Source organism: Rhodococcus sp. UFZ-B548 (genome assembly GCF_903819475.1).
Classification (GTDB): Bacteria; Actinomycetota; Actinomycetes; order Mycobacteriales; family Mycobacteriaceae; genus Rhodococcus_F; species Rhodococcus_F erythropolis.
Window position 1 is genome coordinate 50,460 of the sequence record NZ_CAIJDS010000031.1, and the last position, 15,791, is coordinate 66,250.

Annotated in this window: 18 protein-coding genes; 11 read left to right on the plus strand and 7 right to left on the minus strand. The window is 62.0% G+C overall.

All coding sequences use genetic code 11. From position 1 onward, the window contains the following. The first annotated feature begins 106 nt into the window (after positions 1–106). From H7C86_RS23465 to H7C86_RS23475, 3 genes are all read left to right on the plus strand, one after another. Positions 107–1,285 (plus strand): acyltransferase, encoded by a 1,179-nt coding sequence (locus tag H7C86_RS23465; protein ID WP_020968085.1) that lies wholly within the window; start codon positions 107–109, stop codon positions 1,283–1,285. Further along, the gene (gene msrA, locus H7C86_RS23470; protein WP_020905733.1) at positions 1,224–1,937 is read left to right on the plus strand and encodes a peptide-methionine (S)-S-oxide reductase MsrA; all 714 of its coding nucleotides are present in this window, start codon (positions 1,224–1,226) and stop codon (positions 1,935–1,937) included. The genes H7C86_RS23465 and msrA overlap by 62 nt, the downstream gene beginning before the upstream one ends. Before the next feature lie 111 nt (positions 1,938–2,048). Further along, complete coding sequence (locus H7C86_RS23475) at positions 2,049–2,645, plus strand: hypothetical protein (protein WP_020905734.1); 597 nt, start codon at positions 2,049–2,051, stop codon at positions 2,643–2,645. A 15-nt stretch (positions 2,646–2,660) separates the two neighbouring features. On the opposite strand, the gene H7C86_RS23480 is transcribed toward H7C86_RS23475, so the two are convergent. Next, positions 2,661–3,590, minus strand: coding sequence for an LLM class F420-dependent oxidoreductase (locus tag H7C86_RS23480; protein WP_070384785.1), 930 nt, complete (start codon positions 3,588–3,590; stop codon positions 2,661–2,663). 16 nt (positions 3,591–3,606) lie between these two features. Continuing rightward, positions 3,607–5,388: a hypothetical protein gene (locus tag H7C86_RS23485; protein ID WP_182262328.1), complete on the minus strand. Its 1,782-nt coding sequence runs from the start codon at positions 5,386–5,388 to the stop codon at positions 3,607–3,609. 415 nt (positions 5,389–5,803) lie between these two features. Here H7C86_RS23485 and H7C86_RS23490 point away from each other — a divergent pair, with 415 nt between their 5' ends. From H7C86_RS23490 to H7C86_RS23505, 4 genes are read left to right on the plus strand one after another with little or no spacing between them, the layout of a single operon-like run. Next, a complete protein-coding gene (locus tag H7C86_RS23490; protein WP_182262329.1) occupies positions 5,804–6,745 on the plus strand; it encodes a DUF4328 domain-containing protein in 942 nt (313 codons plus the stop codon). Next, positions 6,742–7,506 (plus strand): glycerophosphodiester phosphodiesterase, encoded by a 765-nt coding sequence (locus tag H7C86_RS23495; RefSeq protein WP_019746370.1) that lies wholly within the window; start codon positions 6,742–6,744, stop codon positions 7,504–7,506. The genes H7C86_RS23490 and H7C86_RS23495 overlap by 4 nt, the downstream gene beginning before the upstream one ends. Before the next feature lie 11 nt (positions 7,507–7,517). Then, a complete protein-coding gene (locus H7C86_RS23500; RefSeq protein ID WP_182262330.1) occupies positions 7,518–8,432 on the plus strand; it encodes a DUF5926 family protein in 915 nt (304 codons plus the stop codon). A 53-nt stretch (positions 8,433–8,485) separates the two neighbouring features. Next, a complete protein-coding gene (locus H7C86_RS23505) occupies positions 8,486–9,304 on the plus strand; it encodes an alpha/beta fold hydrolase (protein WP_020905739.1) in 819 nt (272 codons plus the stop codon). Here H7C86_RS23505 and H7C86_RS23510 read toward each other — a convergent pair. Then, positions 9,301–9,846, minus strand: coding sequence for a ferritin (locus H7C86_RS23510; RefSeq protein ID WP_024487904.1), 546 nt, complete (start codon positions 9,844–9,846; stop codon positions 9,301–9,303). The two genes, H7C86_RS23505 and H7C86_RS23510, sit on opposite strands and share 4 nt — an antisense overlap. Positions 9,847–10,000: 154 nt before the next feature. After that, on the minus strand, positions 10,001–10,927 hold the full coding sequence (locus H7C86_RS23515) for a cation diffusion facilitator family transporter (RefSeq protein ID WP_182262331.1): 927 nt from the start codon (positions 10,925–10,927) through the stop codon (positions 10,001–10,003). 179 nt (positions 10,928–11,106) lie between these two features. Between H7C86_RS23515 and H7C86_RS23520 the strand changes: the two genes are divergently transcribed. Genes H7C86_RS23520 through H7C86_RS23530 form a run of 3 tightly spaced genes read left to right on the plus strand, consistent with a single transcriptional unit; the run spans position 11,107 to position 13,056 of the window. After that, positions 11,107–11,736 carry a M23 family metallopeptidase gene (locus tag H7C86_RS23520; RefSeq protein ID WP_133728312.1) on the plus strand — a complete coding sequence of 210 codons (630 nt, stop codon included), beginning with the start codon at positions 11,107–11,109 and terminating at the stop codon, positions 11,734–11,736. Between the two features lie 28 nt (positions 11,737–11,764). Then, complete coding sequence (locus H7C86_RS23525) at positions 11,765–12,124, plus strand: BlaI/MecI/CopY family transcriptional regulator (RefSeq protein WP_019746375.1); 360 nt, start codon at positions 11,765–11,767, stop codon at positions 12,122–12,124. Continuing rightward, a complete protein-coding gene (locus H7C86_RS23530; protein WP_182262332.1) occupies positions 12,121–13,056 on the plus strand; it encodes a M56 family metallopeptidase in 936 nt (311 codons plus the stop codon). The genes H7C86_RS23525 and H7C86_RS23530 overlap by 4 nt, the downstream gene beginning before the upstream one ends. Here the strand turns inward: H7C86_RS23530 and H7C86_RS23535 are convergent, their stop codons facing one another. Then, a complete protein-coding gene (locus H7C86_RS23535; protein ID WP_182262333.1) occupies positions 13,057–13,701 on the minus strand; it encodes a thioredoxin domain-containing protein in 645 nt (214 codons plus the stop codon). It lies immediately after the preceding gene. A 126-nt stretch (positions 13,702–13,827) separates the two neighbouring features. On the opposite strand from H7C86_RS23535, the gene H7C86_RS23540 reads away from it, so the two are divergent. Beyond that, positions 13,828–14,670 (plus strand): cytochrome c oxidase assembly protein, encoded by an 843-nt coding sequence (locus tag H7C86_RS23540; RefSeq protein WP_182262334.1) that lies wholly within the window; start codon positions 13,828–13,830, stop codon positions 14,668–14,670. Positions 14,671–14,681: 11 nt separating this feature from the next. On the opposite strand, the gene H7C86_RS23545 is transcribed toward H7C86_RS23540, so the two are convergent. Continuing rightward, the gene (locus H7C86_RS23545; protein ID WP_020905744.1) at positions 14,682–15,227 is read right to left on the minus strand and encodes a ferritin; all 546 of its coding nucleotides are present in this window, start codon (positions 15,225–15,227) and stop codon (positions 14,682–14,684) included. 37 nt (positions 15,228–15,264) lie between these two features. Further along, a complete protein-coding gene (locus tag H7C86_RS23550) occupies positions 15,265–15,735 on the minus strand; it encodes a hypothetical protein (RefSeq protein WP_141487982.1) in 471 nt (156 codons plus the stop codon). Between the last annotated feature and the right edge of the window lie 56 nt (positions 15,736–15,791).

The following is a 15,791-nucleotide window of genomic DNA, read 5'->3' on the forward strand; positions in this document are numbered from 1 at the left end:
TAATCACCAAAGAATAAAGTTTGGTTAACCGAACTTAGTCGGATCTAAGGGTAAGCTAATATGCGCAAATTCGTCGTAAAGGTGAACGGAACCTTAAACTTGCGCGATGCCCGCACCAGTTTTCCTCCCGGAATCACCAGAGGCGGCCGCGCCTCGGGTGAATCTTCCGGGCGCTGACCTGCTGCGAGCACTGGCGGTTGCCGCCGTGATCTACTCCCACATCTCTTTTTACGTCATCGACGATCTCGGCTCGGGTTGGTGGGTGATCGACGTCGTTTACGGCGTTCTGATCGAGCCCGCCGAACTCAACCAGCATCTCTCTTTTGTCGGCGTCGCGGTATTCATGATGCTGACCGGCGCTCTGGTGACGCGGTCCGCGATTCGTGACGGTCCCGGAAAGTTCTTGACCAACCGATTCAGCCGCCTGCTGCCCGCATTCTGGGTGGCAACCGCGATTGCCATTCTTCTGGTCCGCCTCGGAATCAACGGAATGTTCAGCGGTCAGGAAGGTATTTCCGATACCGAAGCGTTGATGAGCTTTTTTCTCGGCGGATTCTTTCTCAAACCCGAGGTAGCGGTTCTCGGAGTGACCTGGACGCTCACCGTCCAATTCCTCTTCTATCTCGCTTGCGTCGCGGCTCGACCGATACTGCGTCTGCGTCCAATCGTCATGCCGCTCGCCGGCGGAGCACTGTGCTCACTGGTGCTGCTCTACAACGTCTACGCGCCGTTGCCGTACACCGTGCCGATGCTGTCCAAGATCGCCGCGACGCTGCCGGCTGTCTTCCTCGGTCAGATCATGTACCTCGCGTGGGCCAAGCTCGCTCCCGGCCGCTGGCTGATCGTTGCCGTCCTCGTTCAGATGCACGTCATCATCGTGGCGACCCAGTTCCGCGTCTACTGGGCCGGCGAGCACTACCTGTGGACCATTTCGGTAGTCGCCGCAGCGGTAGTTCTCATCGGCCGCTACGACGGTGTCCCGACGCGCTGGTCGGTCGTGAAATGGCTTTCGACGCGCAGTTACATCATCTATCTCGTCCACACCCTGATCCTGTACCGCGTTGTCGAGAACACCGTTTTGTACGTCGGACCGACGCTGGCGTTCGCGCTGTTCCTTCTGGCAACGGCCGCGGTAGCAGAAATCGGCTACCGGTGGGTGGAGCTGCCCGGCGCCCGCGCGGTGACGGCGTGGCGAAACAGCCGCTCGCGCGTAGCATCGAAGCATGAGCTGGTACGACGACATTCTGGGACGAGCGTCCGCAAAATCCACGCTGATCGCGCCTGAGGACGCCCTGCCCGGGCGAGAGCAGAAAATGCCGGTACCTACCGCGCACTACGTCAACGGGCATCCGTTGACGCCGCCGTTTCCGGCCGAACTGCAGACCGTCGTCGTCGGGATGGGTTGTTTCTGGGGCGCCGAGAAGGAGTTCTGGCAGCTTCCCGGTGTGTACACAACCGCTGCGGGTTATGCGGGAGGCTTCACCCCCAACCCGACGTACGAAGAGACGTGCTCCGGACGCACGGGTCACACCGAAGTGGTGCTGGTGGTCTTCGATCCCGCAGTGATCTCCTACGAGCAGATCCTGGCGCACTTCTGGGAGAACCACGATCCGACGCAGGGGATGCGTCAGGGTAACGACCAGGGCTCGCAGTACCGTTCGGCGATCTTCACGACGTCCGCCGAGCAGGAAGAAATCGCTCATGCGTCGGCCGTCGCTTTCGGTGAACGACTTGCCGAAGCCGGATACGGCGCGATCACCACCGAAATCGGTCCGCTGCGCGACTTCTTCTACGCGGAGGATTACCACCAGCAGTATTTGGCGAAGAACCCCGGCGGCTACTGCCCGGTGCATGCCACCGGCGTCAGTTGCCCGGTCGGATTGCTCCGTCAGGATCAGGTTCCGGCGCAGACGGACATCCTTCCGCCGAGCGAATAACTGGACAGGTGTTGGAGGACACATGTGATTCAGCTCGTTAACACTTGCAACTAGATCGAAACAAAGGGAATCTCGATGTAAGAGTGTGTCGTCGAGAGAACTGAGCTAATAATGTCAGGTAGTACGCGAGGAACTGCGTCGCTGCTCCGACGCACCATTCATGTAGGCCACGATCCGATGGTTCGCCGCAGTGATCGGATCGAAGGATTCATGTCCTTCGGTCTGATCATTTTCGCGATTCTTCTGCTGCCTCTCGCGGTATGGGCAGGGGCTGCGACGGCTTCGAGCCAGAACGCACTGATCGCCAAACAATCCGCCGAATTACACAGCATTTCGGCGACGACGACTGCAGATTCGACGCAGACCACCGCCTCGACAGCCGATTACATTGCGCCGACCACCGAAATGGCCAGCGCGCAATGGAACTGGAACGGTGAGGTTCACACGGGTGATGTCACTGTCGACTCGGCGACGCCCGTCGGCACCGAGGTCCCCATCTACGTCAACGATCACGGCGACAAGACCGTAGCTCCGATCACGCAGAGTGCTGCCGACGTCGCAGCCGTGGTCACCGGGGTTTTCACCTGGTTCAGCGTGATGTCCCTGTTGGTCATCGCGTTCATGCTGGTGCGGGTCTTTCTCGATCGTTCCCGCTCGGCCCAGTGGGACCGAGACCTACGCGCGTTCCTCGACGCGAACGCGCTGTAGATCCCGGACCTTTCCTCACTGCAGTTGGGGCATGACCTCGCTTGCGACGAGTTCGAGATGATCCAGATCGGCCAGATCGAGAGTCTGCAGATACACGCGCTGTGAACCGGCCTCGGCGAAAGTGCCGATCTTGTCGACCAGCTCCGAAGGTGTTCCGGCCAGACCGTTCTCACGTAGCTCGTCCACGTCGCGTCCGATCGCTTCGGCGCGCTTCTTGATCTCCGCCTCGTCGCGGCCGCAGCACAGGACGAGAGCGTTGGAGTACACCAATTCGTTCGGATCGCGCTCGTGCTCGACGCAAGCCTGACGAACCCGCGCAAAGATGTCCTTTGTTTCCGCGAGGGACTTGAACGGGATGTTGAACTCGTTCGCGAACCGAGCGGCGAGTGCCGGAGTCTTCTTCTTGCCCGTGCCACCGATCAGGATCGGCGGACCGTCGACCTGGTGCGGTTTGGGAAGCGCGGGAGAGTTCTTGATCTGCACGTGCTTACCGTCGTAGTCGAACGTGTCGCCGACCGGCGTACGCCACAGGCCGGTCACTACGTCGAGAGTTTCCTCGAGTAGTTCGAAGCGATCCTTGAGCGCCGGGAACGGGATGCCGTACGCCTGGTGCTCTTCCTCGTACCAGCCGGCACCGATGCCGAGGTCTACGCGGCCACCACTCATCTGATCGACCTGTGCGACCGAGATGGCCAGCGGTCCGGCGTGACGGAACGTAGCCGACGTCACCAGAGTGCCGAGGCGGATGGTGGATGTTTCGCGGGCGATTCCGGCGAGCGTGATCCACGCGTCGGTGGGCCCGGGAAGGCCGTCGGAATTCATGGCGAGATAGTGGTCCGAGCGGAAAAATGCGCCGTAGCCGAGTTTTTCGGCGGTCTGGGCAACAGTCAGTAGTTGTTCGTAGGTAGCGCCCTGCTGGGGTTCGGTGAATATACGCAGCTCCATGACTTCTACTCTGCCACTATTTTGCGGAGGTCGGGACGACGGCACCGACTTGTCCGGCGCCGAAACACAGCGTCAGTCCCGGCGTTGTCGGCGTGATCTTCACACTGTTTCCGTGGCCGACCAGGCGCACGAATGCCGAGTGCAAACCCTGCGTCACGGGTACCGATACTGCGTCGCCGGACTCCAACGCAACATCGATCGTTCCGTCGGTGCTCGCGAGGTAATTGAGCTGCACCGTCCATTCCCAGCCGGCCAGGGGGCCGTCGAGGGGGAGTTCGGTCGGGCCTTCGGCACGGGTGCCGCAGTTCGGTGCTGCTCCTTCGGGAATCCTTCTCGTCCAGGTCACTTCGGCATCGACAATCCGTCCGCTGTCGTCGATGGTGCGCAGAATCGGAGTGCTGGAAGAGAATTCGGGGCGATCAGGCAGTGGCGCGAGAACATTGCTTGCCAAATTGTTCGGAAAGGCGACGGGAAGGAGCACTTCGATCGCGACGGGTTGCTCGAGCAGTGGAGCATCCTGATTCTGTGACAACGACATTCGCGCGTTGGCGAGGTAGTCGCGAGTCGGGTTCTCGCGCCAGATGTCGACGAACGTGACGGTCGAGACGAGCGAACTGACCACAAAGAGCGCCGACAGGCCGGCGGCGACTGCGACGGGTATCCGGGCCGGACGCCGCCGAGGTGCACCGAGAATCAGAGCGGCGGCGAGGGCGAACACCGTCGCCGAATCCGTGAAGTACCGCAAGGTCTGCGCCAACTCGTACGTGGTGTCGGCGTCGGATCGGGTAGCGGTCATCGCCACGACAGAGGCCAGGAAGTACAGCGCAGCGGCGGCCCAGATCCAGGCAGCGCCGCGTCGGGCACGCACGGTCATCACGACCGTCGTCAGCAGCGCGGCCCAGGCCGCGGCCACCAAGACCGTCGGCGGATCGGCCCAGGCGGGGCTGGGGATCCACCGCTCCCAGCGCCAGGGGCCGCCGAGAAGGGCGGGAAGCATCCCCAAAGACGTGCCGTGATGCAGCAGTTCGGTGGACATGGAACGGCCGTTGCCGGTGATCGGAGATTCGACAGTTGTCAGATACACCGGAATCCAGATCGCGAGCACGGCGGCGCAGGCCGTCCACAGGCGTCGGCACTTCGTGACCGCACTTCGTATCGGCGTTCCTTCACCTTGTGTGCGCAAGTACAGCACCAGAAAAGCGAGTGCCACGAACGGAACGAGCACTGCCTTCTCGAAGAACAGCAGAGAGACGACAAAAACCGCGGTGCCCGAGAACACGTAGCGCACATGTCCGGTGCGGTACAGCTTGATCGCGTCGCCGCATGCCCAGGCAAGCGCGATCTGAAGCGGCAAGGCGTTGAGTGCGGCCGCCCACCACGAGAACGACGGAAGGGTCAGCGGGACGAAGAGATACAGGATCAGCGGAATCAACAGCGCCGGTCGCCAACCAAGGACCAACCGAAGAGTGCGCAGAAGCGCCAACGACGCCGCGGCCTGGCCGATGACGAGCAGCGTTGCCGACAGCGCCCAGTGGTACGGCGCGATGCGGGTGATCAACCCGGTGAAGAAGAAGGCCGCGGGCATGAAGTGACCGTCGTGGTCGTAGAGCAGGAGTTCGCTCGAGAAGAGAGGGAAGCGTCCTCCGCGGCCCATCAGGATGAGGTCGTCCCAGTAGAAGTAATTGCTCGCGGCAACCCAGGCGCGAATGACGAGCTGACATCCGATCAACACGAACGCGAGCTGCGCGACCCGTTTCGGGGTGAACGTCAGAGTTGGCTCGGGCTGTGGAGAAGTCATCGACGGTCATGCTTCCAGGTGTGTCAAAAACCGACTTCCCGCAAAAAAGGGATAACGGTCTTTTCTGTCTTTTCGGGAGCAATTTCTGAATGGATTGTGAACTTTGCCGGGATAAATGACGCCGACGCCCAAAAGTTCACTGACCTGCGGTGTCAAATTCATCCTCGAGCCTGTGCATCGTTCGCTAACACCTGTCAGCAAATTCTCAGGGTCTTGCCCGTGACCTGTGGATAAAGCCCGATTCATTCATCCAGAACTGTGGATGAACCTGTGGAAACTGTGGATAACTCGAGTTTTTAAGTGGCGGAGGTCACATTATTCGAACAATGCAGGTGAACGCGGTGGAGGTTCGATCACAAATCGGGAGTGAATCCATTTGCTGCCGTTACCGATACGGCGTGACAGAATCGAAGTTGTGAGTGTCGTTCAGGTCTGCGCCCGGTGCGCCGCACGATGGCCTGTCGTCGGCGGCCCAACGCAGTGGTGCCCGCGCTGCAGCGGCGTCCTGCTGATCCCCACCCGCACCGAGATCTACCAACCACCCAACCGTCGAGGCTTCCGCTGGATCGCGCGCTCACCGTCCGACCCACGCGGCGTGGGGGACGCACCAGTGCGTCGTAGCCTCACCACCCCGCGCTACGACGCCGTCCCGCAGTGGGGGCTCCAGGACATCGTCGACACCTCACCGGTGCCGCCCTCGCGAGCGGACCGGATGGCCGACAGAGTCGGGCCGTTGCTGACACTCGCGACGATTCTCTACGGACTCGCTGTGTTCGCCGAACTGGGCAGATACGCGATCCTGGTGCGTAACCGCACCACGCTGATCCCGCAGTGGCTTCTCACGGTCTCCGACGCCGCCGTGTACTTCACTCAGTTGGGTGGACTGCTGATCTCGGTCTTCGCGGCTGTCGCCGGTGTGTGCTGGCTGCTTCGTCGGCGTCATGAACACTTCGCAGGTGCCGGGGAATCCGATCCGCGCACAGCGTCGGAAGTTGTCGTCGGCTGCGCTGTGCCGATCCTCAACCTCGTGATGCCGGCGGTTTATCTCTTCGAGTTGGTCCGCCGCGATCCGCGCGGAACTCTGCTGGTGAAGATCTGGTGGGGCTTCTGGGGATTCAGCGCTCTGCTGCTGGTGGTCAACGCGTACTGGCGATCACGCCCGGGGATTCAGGCAATGGCCGACGGGGTTCTGCTGAACGCCTTCATCGCATTGGTCGCAGCAGTCACCGCGTCGTTGACGCTCGTCGTGATCCGACGGATCGAGCGCAAGAGCTGGCGCGGCGAACCCGAATCGGAAACTCGATGGGTGCCAGTGCCGCGCTCGGTGCTGGAAGAGAAGGAGACCGCTGCCCTGTGAGCCCAGATCGTCGAGGTCCACTCGTCGTTGCGCACCGAGGTGCGTCGGCTGCGCGGCCGGAGCACACCCTCGCCGCCTACGAACTGGCCCTCGAGGAGGGTGCCGACGGGCTCGAATGCGACGTCCGGCTCACCCGCGACGGGCACCTGGTCTGCGTTCACGACCGCAAGGTCGACCGCACCTCCAGCGGCACCGGGATCGTCAGCGAGATGACGCTCGATTCGCTGAACGCTCTGGACTACGGGTCGACGAGCGAACCGGCCGAACTGCTGACTCTCTCCGACCTCATCACCCTCGCCCTGGATTTCGCGCGCCCGGTGAAGCTGTTCATCGAAACCAAACACCCAGTGCGGTTCGGCGGCCTGGTCGAAGCAAAACTTCTCGCGGAACTGCACCGCTTCGGGATCGCGTCACCGCCGTCGGCCGATCACTCTCGCGCTGTGGTCATGTCTTTCTCGGCTACTGCGGTCTGGCGAGTGCGCCGTTCGGCACCGCTGCTGCCGACGGTCCTGCTCGGTGACGCGTCGCGATACCTCGGCGGTGGTGCGTCGACGGCTGTCGGCGCCACGGCCATCGGGCCGTCGATCAAGGCGCTGCGCGAACATCCGGATCTGGTCGATCGGGCTGCCGCTGCGGGTCGCGCGACGTACTGCTGGACCGTCGACGACAAGGCGGATGTGGACCTGTGTCGTGAGCTCGGGGTCAGTTGGGTGGCCACCAACCATCCCGGGCGCACGAAGCAATGGCTGGGCAGCGTGTAGATTTTGCCCTCGTGGCCAAGAAGAGCAAAAGAAACAGTGGACCGAAGCAGGGCAGCGCACGCGCAGAGAAGCTGGCGGCGCGCCAAGCAGAGCGTGAAGCCGCTGCCGGCGCAGTGAACCGCCCGTTCGAGGGCCTTGCCGCCGAGTGCGATCTGGTCGCGCTGCGCGAATTCGTTCCGTCCGCCACGGCTCCGTTGCCGGTCATCGGCTCCGACCGACCCGTCACGTTGGCGACGGTCCTCCCCGGCGCTGTTGCCGCCCTCGTCCGCGACGAGGGCGAGACGGCCACCGGATTTGTCGGTGTCCAGGTTCAAGCGCACTCTGCCGACCTCGGCGCAGACCTCGCCGTTTCGGTGAACTGGATCAAGGACGCGGCCCCCGGCGACGCGCTTTCTGCCGCGAACCCCGATTCCGAGACACCCGCCGTCACCGAGGTTGTCGATCCCTCGGCTCTGCTCGACATCACCGTGCACCAGAACTTCAACTGGTGGATTCCGGAAGGCGTCGAAACCGATCCTGAGGTTGCCGCCACCGTGCAGCACGCCAACTCGGCGATCATGCCCTCTGCGCGCCTCGAAGGAGACGGCCTCGTTGCCGCGTGGTGGGTCGACGCCGGCGAGAAGGCGCACCTGCGTTGGGTCCGCCCCGAGAGCGAAGACGACCTGATGCTCGCGTTGGCGCGCGTGCACGCGACCGGTGGACTGCACCTGGGTGAGGGCTCGCGCTACGCAGGCTCGTTCCGCACCCACGGCCTGTTGGTCCCCGTCTTCGACCTCGACCGCGAAAAGCATGCAAACGAGTGGGTAGCGGCAACCGTCGAGCTCGGTGAGCGTCTTGCCGAGGCTCTGGCCGTCGACGCTCCACTGACCTCGGCCGAGCTGCGCTCGCGCGACGGCCTGCGCGGACGCCAGGTCACGCTGCGCTGATTTTTTCGCCAGAACTATAGGCGTTACGCAAAGTTACGGTTAATGTTGGCGGCATGACTTTGTCGCACGACATCTCCGGTAGCGGTCCCACGCTTGTGCTCGTCCATGGCATCGTCCATCGACGGCAGGCGTGGGATTCGCTTTTGGACCAGCTGACGCCGTATCGCCGTGTGGTCACGGTCGACCTGCCAGGTCACGGAGAGTCCGTGCTGCCCGAACTCGGTCCGGACGTCATGGGACAGCTGATCGACGACGTCAGTGAGTTCGTCAAGGAAGTGACTCCGGCGGGGGAGCGCGCCCACGTCGCCGGAAACTCACTCGGCGGATGGATTGCACTCTCGCTGGCAGCGCGCGGAGACGTCGCGTCGGCGACAGCTCTGTCGCCGGCCGGGTTCTTTGTCAATCACCTCGATCAGGTGCGGGCGATCAACACGTTCCGTGCACTGCGCGGCACGGCCAAGCTCATGGGTGATGGTCTGCCACGTGCATTGCGGTACAAGCTGATTCGCTATCCGGCGCTCGCCGCGTTCTTCGCTCATCCGAGTCATGTCGGTTATGCGGCAGCGTTGGCAGACTGCCGTTCGCTCGTGTCCAACGAACTCGTCGATCTCGGTCTCGAGATGGACTTCGTGTTGCCGCCCATCGTGGATCCCACTGTGCCGGTGACGGTTGCGTGGGGTCGACGCGATCTCATTCTGCCCGTGTACCAAGCGCAGCGCGTGAAAAAGCCGTTCCCGCAGGCGAAGTTGATGGTTTTGCCCGGACTGGGGCACGTACCGATGACAGATGCCCCCGAGCTGATCAGTTCGATCCTGCTGGCGGGAAGCGAACCGTTCGGCTCGAGGGCAAAATCCGTGAGTGCTGCAGGCTAGATGGTTCCGCCTGCTGCGTTCGGCGCACCGGTGGTGTCACCGACGGTGCTCATCTCGCGGGACACGAAGTCTTCGAGGTCGAACAGGTTGGCGCCTGCGCGGTCCGCGATGGTGAGAAGTGTTGTCATGCTGGCAACTTCCTCGACCTGCTCCTTGAGGAACCACTGCATGAACTGCTCGCCGAGGTAGTCGCCTTCTTCGCGGGCAGTGCTCGCGAGCTGGACGATCTGCTCGGTGACCGTCTTCTCCTGCGTCAGCGCGAGAGCGATGGGCTCACGGGCATCCTTGAAGTCGGCCTTCGCGGCGTCGACGCCGGTGAGTTCGACGTTGATGTCGCGATCGAGGAAATACTGAACGATCATCATGGCGTGGTTACGCTCTTCCACAGCCTGCTTGTAGAAGTGCTTTGCCAGCTGTGGCAGGTCCGCATTGTCGAAGTAAACCGCTGTCGCGATGTACTGATGCGAAGCGTTGAACTCGTTGCGAATCTGGTCTCGGAGTAGTGCGTGGAATTTGGTCATGTGAGTCTCCCCAGAAGTCATGAATTCCAAGATAGTGCAGGTCAGAGGCCCTGTCATCCCAGTCTGACCTTATTGTGGTAAGCGTTCCCAAACTAAAGAAGACCTAATTTCTTTTCGAATTCGGTGCGGTTATCCATTGGCCCGAAAGCGAATGTTTCATTTAGGAATGTCCTTTTCACCAGGCGAGTTCCGTGCATTTACCGTCACTTCCCTGGAGTTCCACCTGCACGGTGGCGTGCTCCAGTTCGAATACCTCGGCCAGCAAGGTTTGGGTGGCCGCGAGCACCGTAGTGGGATCGGCGTCACTGGCCGCGGTGACGTGAACGGAAGCAACTTCCATCCCCGAGGTGAGTGTCCAGACGTGCAGATCGTGCGCGTCGACGACTCCCGGGAGTGTGTTGATCTTCTCGAGTATCGAGGTGACGTCGATGCGATCGGGAGCCTGCTGGAGCAAGATGCGGACGGCATGGCGGCCCAGGTTGAAGGCGCGCGGCAAGACGAAAAGGCCGATGGCGACGCCGATGACGGGGTCGGCGTAGCGCCAACCGAAAGCGAGCGTGACCAAGCCGCTGACGAGGACGCCGATGGACCCGATCATGTCCGCCATGACTTCGAGGTAGGCGCCGCGGATGTTGATGCTTTCCTTCGCGCCACTGCGGAGCATCAGGAAGGCGATGACGTTCATCGCCAAACCGACGACGGCGACTATCGCGACGGGGAGGCCTGGAACCTCGGGCGGATCCGAGAATCGGCTGGCAGCCTCGTAGAGCACCCACCCGGCGACTGCGAAGAGCAGGATCGCATTGGCCAGTGCCGCAAACACTTCCGTGCGGTACATACCGAAAGTGCGATCCGGACGCCGAGCTGCACGCTGTGCGACGAGGATCGCGGCGAGCGCCATGAAGATGCCGAAGATGTCGGTGAACACGTGCGCCGAGTCCGAAAGCAGCGCCAGCGACGAGGTGAAGAAGCCGACCGTCACCTGCAGCGCGAACGTCACCAACCCGAGGCCGGCGGCGATCCATAGTTTGTTGACATGCTTGCCGCTGTTGCTGGTCGCAGCCTCGGCGGGAGAGATTCCGTGCCCGTGTCCGTGTGACATCGAAGGTCCTTTCGTCGACGTCAGCCTAGACACATATGCATATATGCGCAATAGTGCATGTCTTAAAAACTATGCAACATAGTTGTAAGGTGGCGGCGTAGACCTTCATTTGTCATCGACGCGAGGACCGAGAAGTGGGAAGACATCGAAAATCCGAGCCGACCAGACCCGGCGGGCGCATGGCAGCGGTTTCCGTGGTGACGGGCGCAATCCTGGCGTCCGGCACTTCCATCGGGCACGCATCGCCGCTTCCAGTTGCAGCGGAAGGTCCAGCGCTGGTGTCGGTGCCGGAGATACTCGACCTTGTTCGGACGACGGATCTTGCCGGGATAGCCGAACAACTCGGTAAAACGAGGCAACTCGAAGCCGAACGGGCGGCGTTGGCGTACGAGGCAGAAAAGCCGCGGGTGATGGCCCCCGTCAGCGGGACGATGACGTCCAACTTCGGTCCACGCTGGGGAACAACCCATTACGGTCTCGACATCGCAAACTCGATCGGTACGCCCATCGTCTCGGCGACCGACGGTGTTGTGATCGAATCCGGTCCCGCCGCGGGATTCGGGCTCTGGGTCCGCATCCAGCAGGACGACGGGACCGTCGGCGTCTACGGGCACATCAACGAGGCGCTCGTGGTTGCCGGTCAGAAGGTGCGGGCGGGTGAACTGATCGCGACCGTCGGCAATCGTGGACAATCGACGGGACCGCACCTGCACTACGAGGTGTGGCAATCTGACGGGCAGAAGACTGATCCGCTCGCGTATCTGAATTCCCGGGGCGTGTCGTTCGGGGAGAAGGCCGCGAGCGGCTGAAGTTCTGTCACGACGCGATGGAGGAGCAATGCAGGGGCTGGGCGGACTCGAAGCCGAGGTCATGGATGTGCTCTGGCAGTCCGACGACGCGCTCTCGGTCAAGGATCTGGTTGAGATCTTGGGTGAGCGTCGACAACTCGCGTACACCACCATCCTGACCGTCGTGACTCATCTCTACGACAAGGGCTGGGTGAGTCGTGAGAAGAAGAGTCGCGCCTACTTCTATCGGCCGAGTCGCAGCCGTGAAGAGGCCACATCCAGGGCACTGCGCGAATTGTTGGACAGCAGTTCCGATTCCGCTGCCGTGCTGTTGCACTTCGCGAAGACAATGACGGACGCTGAGAACGAGGCCCTGCGCCGAGGACTTTCCGGGGAAGGTGCGCAATGACACTGGCCTTGCCGATGCTTCTCGGTGCGGTATTCGTCGGATTTTTGGTTCCGAGAGCGTTACGGGCCGTTTCCTCGACGTTGTCACCGACGGTGCTGCTCGCGGCGTGGCTCGGCAGTATGGCGTCGGCTCTGTATCTCGCTCTCTCCGCGGTCTTGGTTCTGGTGTGGCCGAGCCACGCGCCGGTCGACGGTATCGCTCGGTGTTTCAGCGCCTTCGCGCACGGCACGAGTTCATGGGTGGGTGAACTGATCACCGGTACAGCCGTTGGTGTGGTGGGTTTGATCGCTGTTCGGATCGTGCTGGCCGGCCGCAAACAGGCACGTGAGCACGCGAGAGTCCGAGATTTCCATCGTGATGTTCTCTCGATCGTCGCGCGCCGCGACAACTCGGAGTCCGACGTGTTGTGGTTGGATCATCCGCTGCCGATGGCCTACAGTGTCGCCGGAAAGCCTGGATTTGTTGTTGCGACACAAGGCTTGTCATCCGCTCTTACCGGGGGCGAGCGTGACGCGGTCCTCGCGCACGAGCGTGCGCACCTGAGCGGCGGTCATCACCGAATCGTCGGTGCCTGTGAAGTCTTGGCCGCTGTTCTGCCGGGAGTGCCGTTGTTCGCGGCGGCACCTGCTGCCGTCGGCGCGATCGTGGAACTGTCGGCGGACCGGCACGCCGCTCGCGTCACCAGCCCGGCTGCAGTGCGTTCCGCCCTTGCCGTGGTGTCGAAATCGCCGCTTCCTCAGCCGGACTGGAGTTTGGGCGATCGCGGCGGCGCGACCGCAGTGCGATTGCGTTCCCTGGTCGACGGCGACGTGGCGTCGCCTCGGCGACTGACCTGCGCGGTCGCGGCGTGCGTGCCGGCGGCCGTCACGACGGCCGTTGCCGCAGCCGTGACGGTGGCCGTCTCCGCCGGTATCTGCGCTGTTCTGACCTGATCATTGCTCCAAGGCTGAGTCGATCTGGGCTTTCAGATCTTCGTAGCTCGGCATCTGGGCCAGCTTCACGTCGTTGAGGAACAGCGTCGGGGTGCCCTGGACGCCAAGGCGTTTGCCCTCGTTGAAGTCGCGCTCGACCCGCTCGCGGACGCCGCGGCTGCTGAGGTCGGATTCGAATCGGGTCATGTCCAGGCCGAGATCTTGTGCGTAGGAGCGGAACAGTGCCTCCTGCGATTCGGCGGATTCACCCCACTGCGACTGAGTCTCGTACATCCATTGATACATCTCGACGAACTTGCCCTGGCGAGATGCGGATTCGACGACCTGCGCCGCGAGAGTGCTGTTGGTGTGACTCGGAATCGGAAAGTATCTGATGCCGAATGTGATTCGATCCTCGTACTCGGCTCTGATTCGCTCCATCGTCGGGTACAGCGCGAGGCAGGCCTCACATTCGAAGTCGAGGAACTCGACAAGATTCACTTTGTCGTCAGCGGCCGAGGTCAATCGGTACGCGTCGTCGGTCAGGACGGCGGTGGATTGTGCTGCCCGATCGGTGCTCTCGTTGTCCGCCCTGATCGGATCGACGGTGATGAACGTGATCAGTGCTACCGCGAACAACGCGATCAGGGCGGCGGATATCTTCATGCTTCTGGACACTGCTGTGTACCTTGACCTTCCGTCGAATACTTAAATACTATCCAACATAGTATTTAGGTGTAGAGTCGACGGTACCCGAAAGGATTCGAAGGAGGGTTCGCCCGTGAATCGGAGGTGAACGGTCTGGCGCCGCCGTCGATCGGACAGATGTTGACCTGGGACTCCTCGTCCCTGTCACCTCTTGTTCTACTGGGAGCTGTTCTGGCACTTTGGTATTGGTGGTCAATGTACCGTGTGCGTGCGTGGGGACGGCTATGGCCCTGGTATCGAACTGCATGTTTTCTGGCCGGATGCTTGCTGTTGATCGCCGTGACCGGTTCGAAGGTCGAAAGTTACGGGAACGAACTCTTCAGTGTCTGGATGTTCCAGCATTTGACGCTCTCGATGGCGATCCCGCCGCTGTGGGTGCTGGGCTCGCCAGGACTGCTGCTACTGCGTTCGACGTCGCATCGAGGTCCCGGGAGAAATGTTCTGGCGCTTGCACTGTCGGCATTGCGCAGCCGTCCGGCGGCCGGACACGTCCTTCTCGAAATCTTCTTTCTCACCAGCGGTCTGCTCTTCATCATGCCCGTGCTCGCCACCGGACCACTGCCGGTGCGGCAAAGCTATCTCGGCCGGTGTTTCGACCTTTTCGTGGAGATGCCGCTGCACGTGTTCATCGGAGTCGTTCTCATGATGGCGACAAAGCCGCTGCTGACCACGTTCGTGAATCCGCCTCCCGAGTGGGGCGTGGACGTGATGCAGGACCAGCAGTTGGCCGGTGCCCGTGCGTGGTCGTACGGAGAGCCCGTCGCGCTGGTGGTGGTCGTGATCTTCGCGATGCGCTGGAACCGGGACGACAAACGGATGAATGCCGCCCAGGACCGCCGCGCCGAGATCGACGGCGACAGTGATCTGGAGGCATACAACAACTTCCTCAGATCACTGAGCGCCGCCGAGCGGCCGGAGACTCGGTAGGCCGGTGGCCCTCAGACGCCGCCGCCGGCGGGCGTCGGCGCCATTGCGTCGGCAGCTGCCGGTGTGTTCATCTCGCGTGCGACAAACGTTTCGAGGTGGAAGAGGTTGTCGCCGGCGCGGTCGACGATGGTGAGAAGTGTTGTCATGCTTGCAACTTCCTCGACCTGCTCCTTGAGGAACCACTGCATGAACTGCTCGCCCAGGTAGTCGCCGGTATCGCGCGCGGTGCGCGCCAACTGCGTGATCTGCTCGGTGACCGTCTTCTCCTGCTCGAGTGCCAATTCGACCGGGGCACGGACACTGTCGAACTTCGTCACGACGTCGTCGACACCCGGTACGTCCACGTCGAGGTCGTTGTCGAGCAGGTACTGGATCATCATCATCGCGTGACCGCGTTCCTCGGTGGCCTGGCTGTAGAAGCGCGCGGCCATCTGCGGAAGATCGTGTGCATCGAAGTACACCGCTACCGCGATGTACTGCTGCGATGCAGTGAACTCGTTACGGATCTGCTGACGCAGCAGAGTGGTGAATTCGCTCGAGTTCTTCGCCTGTGTCATCCCAACAGATTACTGGGTCGGCGGCACGGACAGGGAGCTACTTGTTGTCGAGCTGATCGATGATGAAGTCGAGAGTTTCCGGCCGGTATCCGTAGACGAACGAGTCCTTTTCGCCGACGTACCAGTCGCCGCACTGGAAAGAACTGCCCTTCTCGACCCCCGTCGGCCACCACTGTGCGGACAGCGATGCCGGACGAGTTTCGACGGTAGGTTGTGCGATGCAGCTGTTGTGATCTATCTCCGTGATGTTCGCAGTCATGCGCAGGATGCGTTCGTTGCCGGTGGTGCGGATGACCTCGTCGATACCCGTCGCGCCGGCGGGAACCCAACTCGGCAGTGTGTCGATTCCGTTGGATGCTTGTGCAAAAGAGAAGGTTTCGGTTTTCTTGTATGCCTTCGACTCGTCGAACTTGTCGAAGGTGCCCGAGCAGGACGTGGCCAGTAAAGCCGCTCCGGCCGAGGCGGCGATGACGGCGGCGGTGCGGAATCGGCGGTGTGCTGTGTTCATACCTTCACGGTATTTTTCCGCCGGCCGTTCCGCGTCCTGCCGGAAAGCGATTTGTT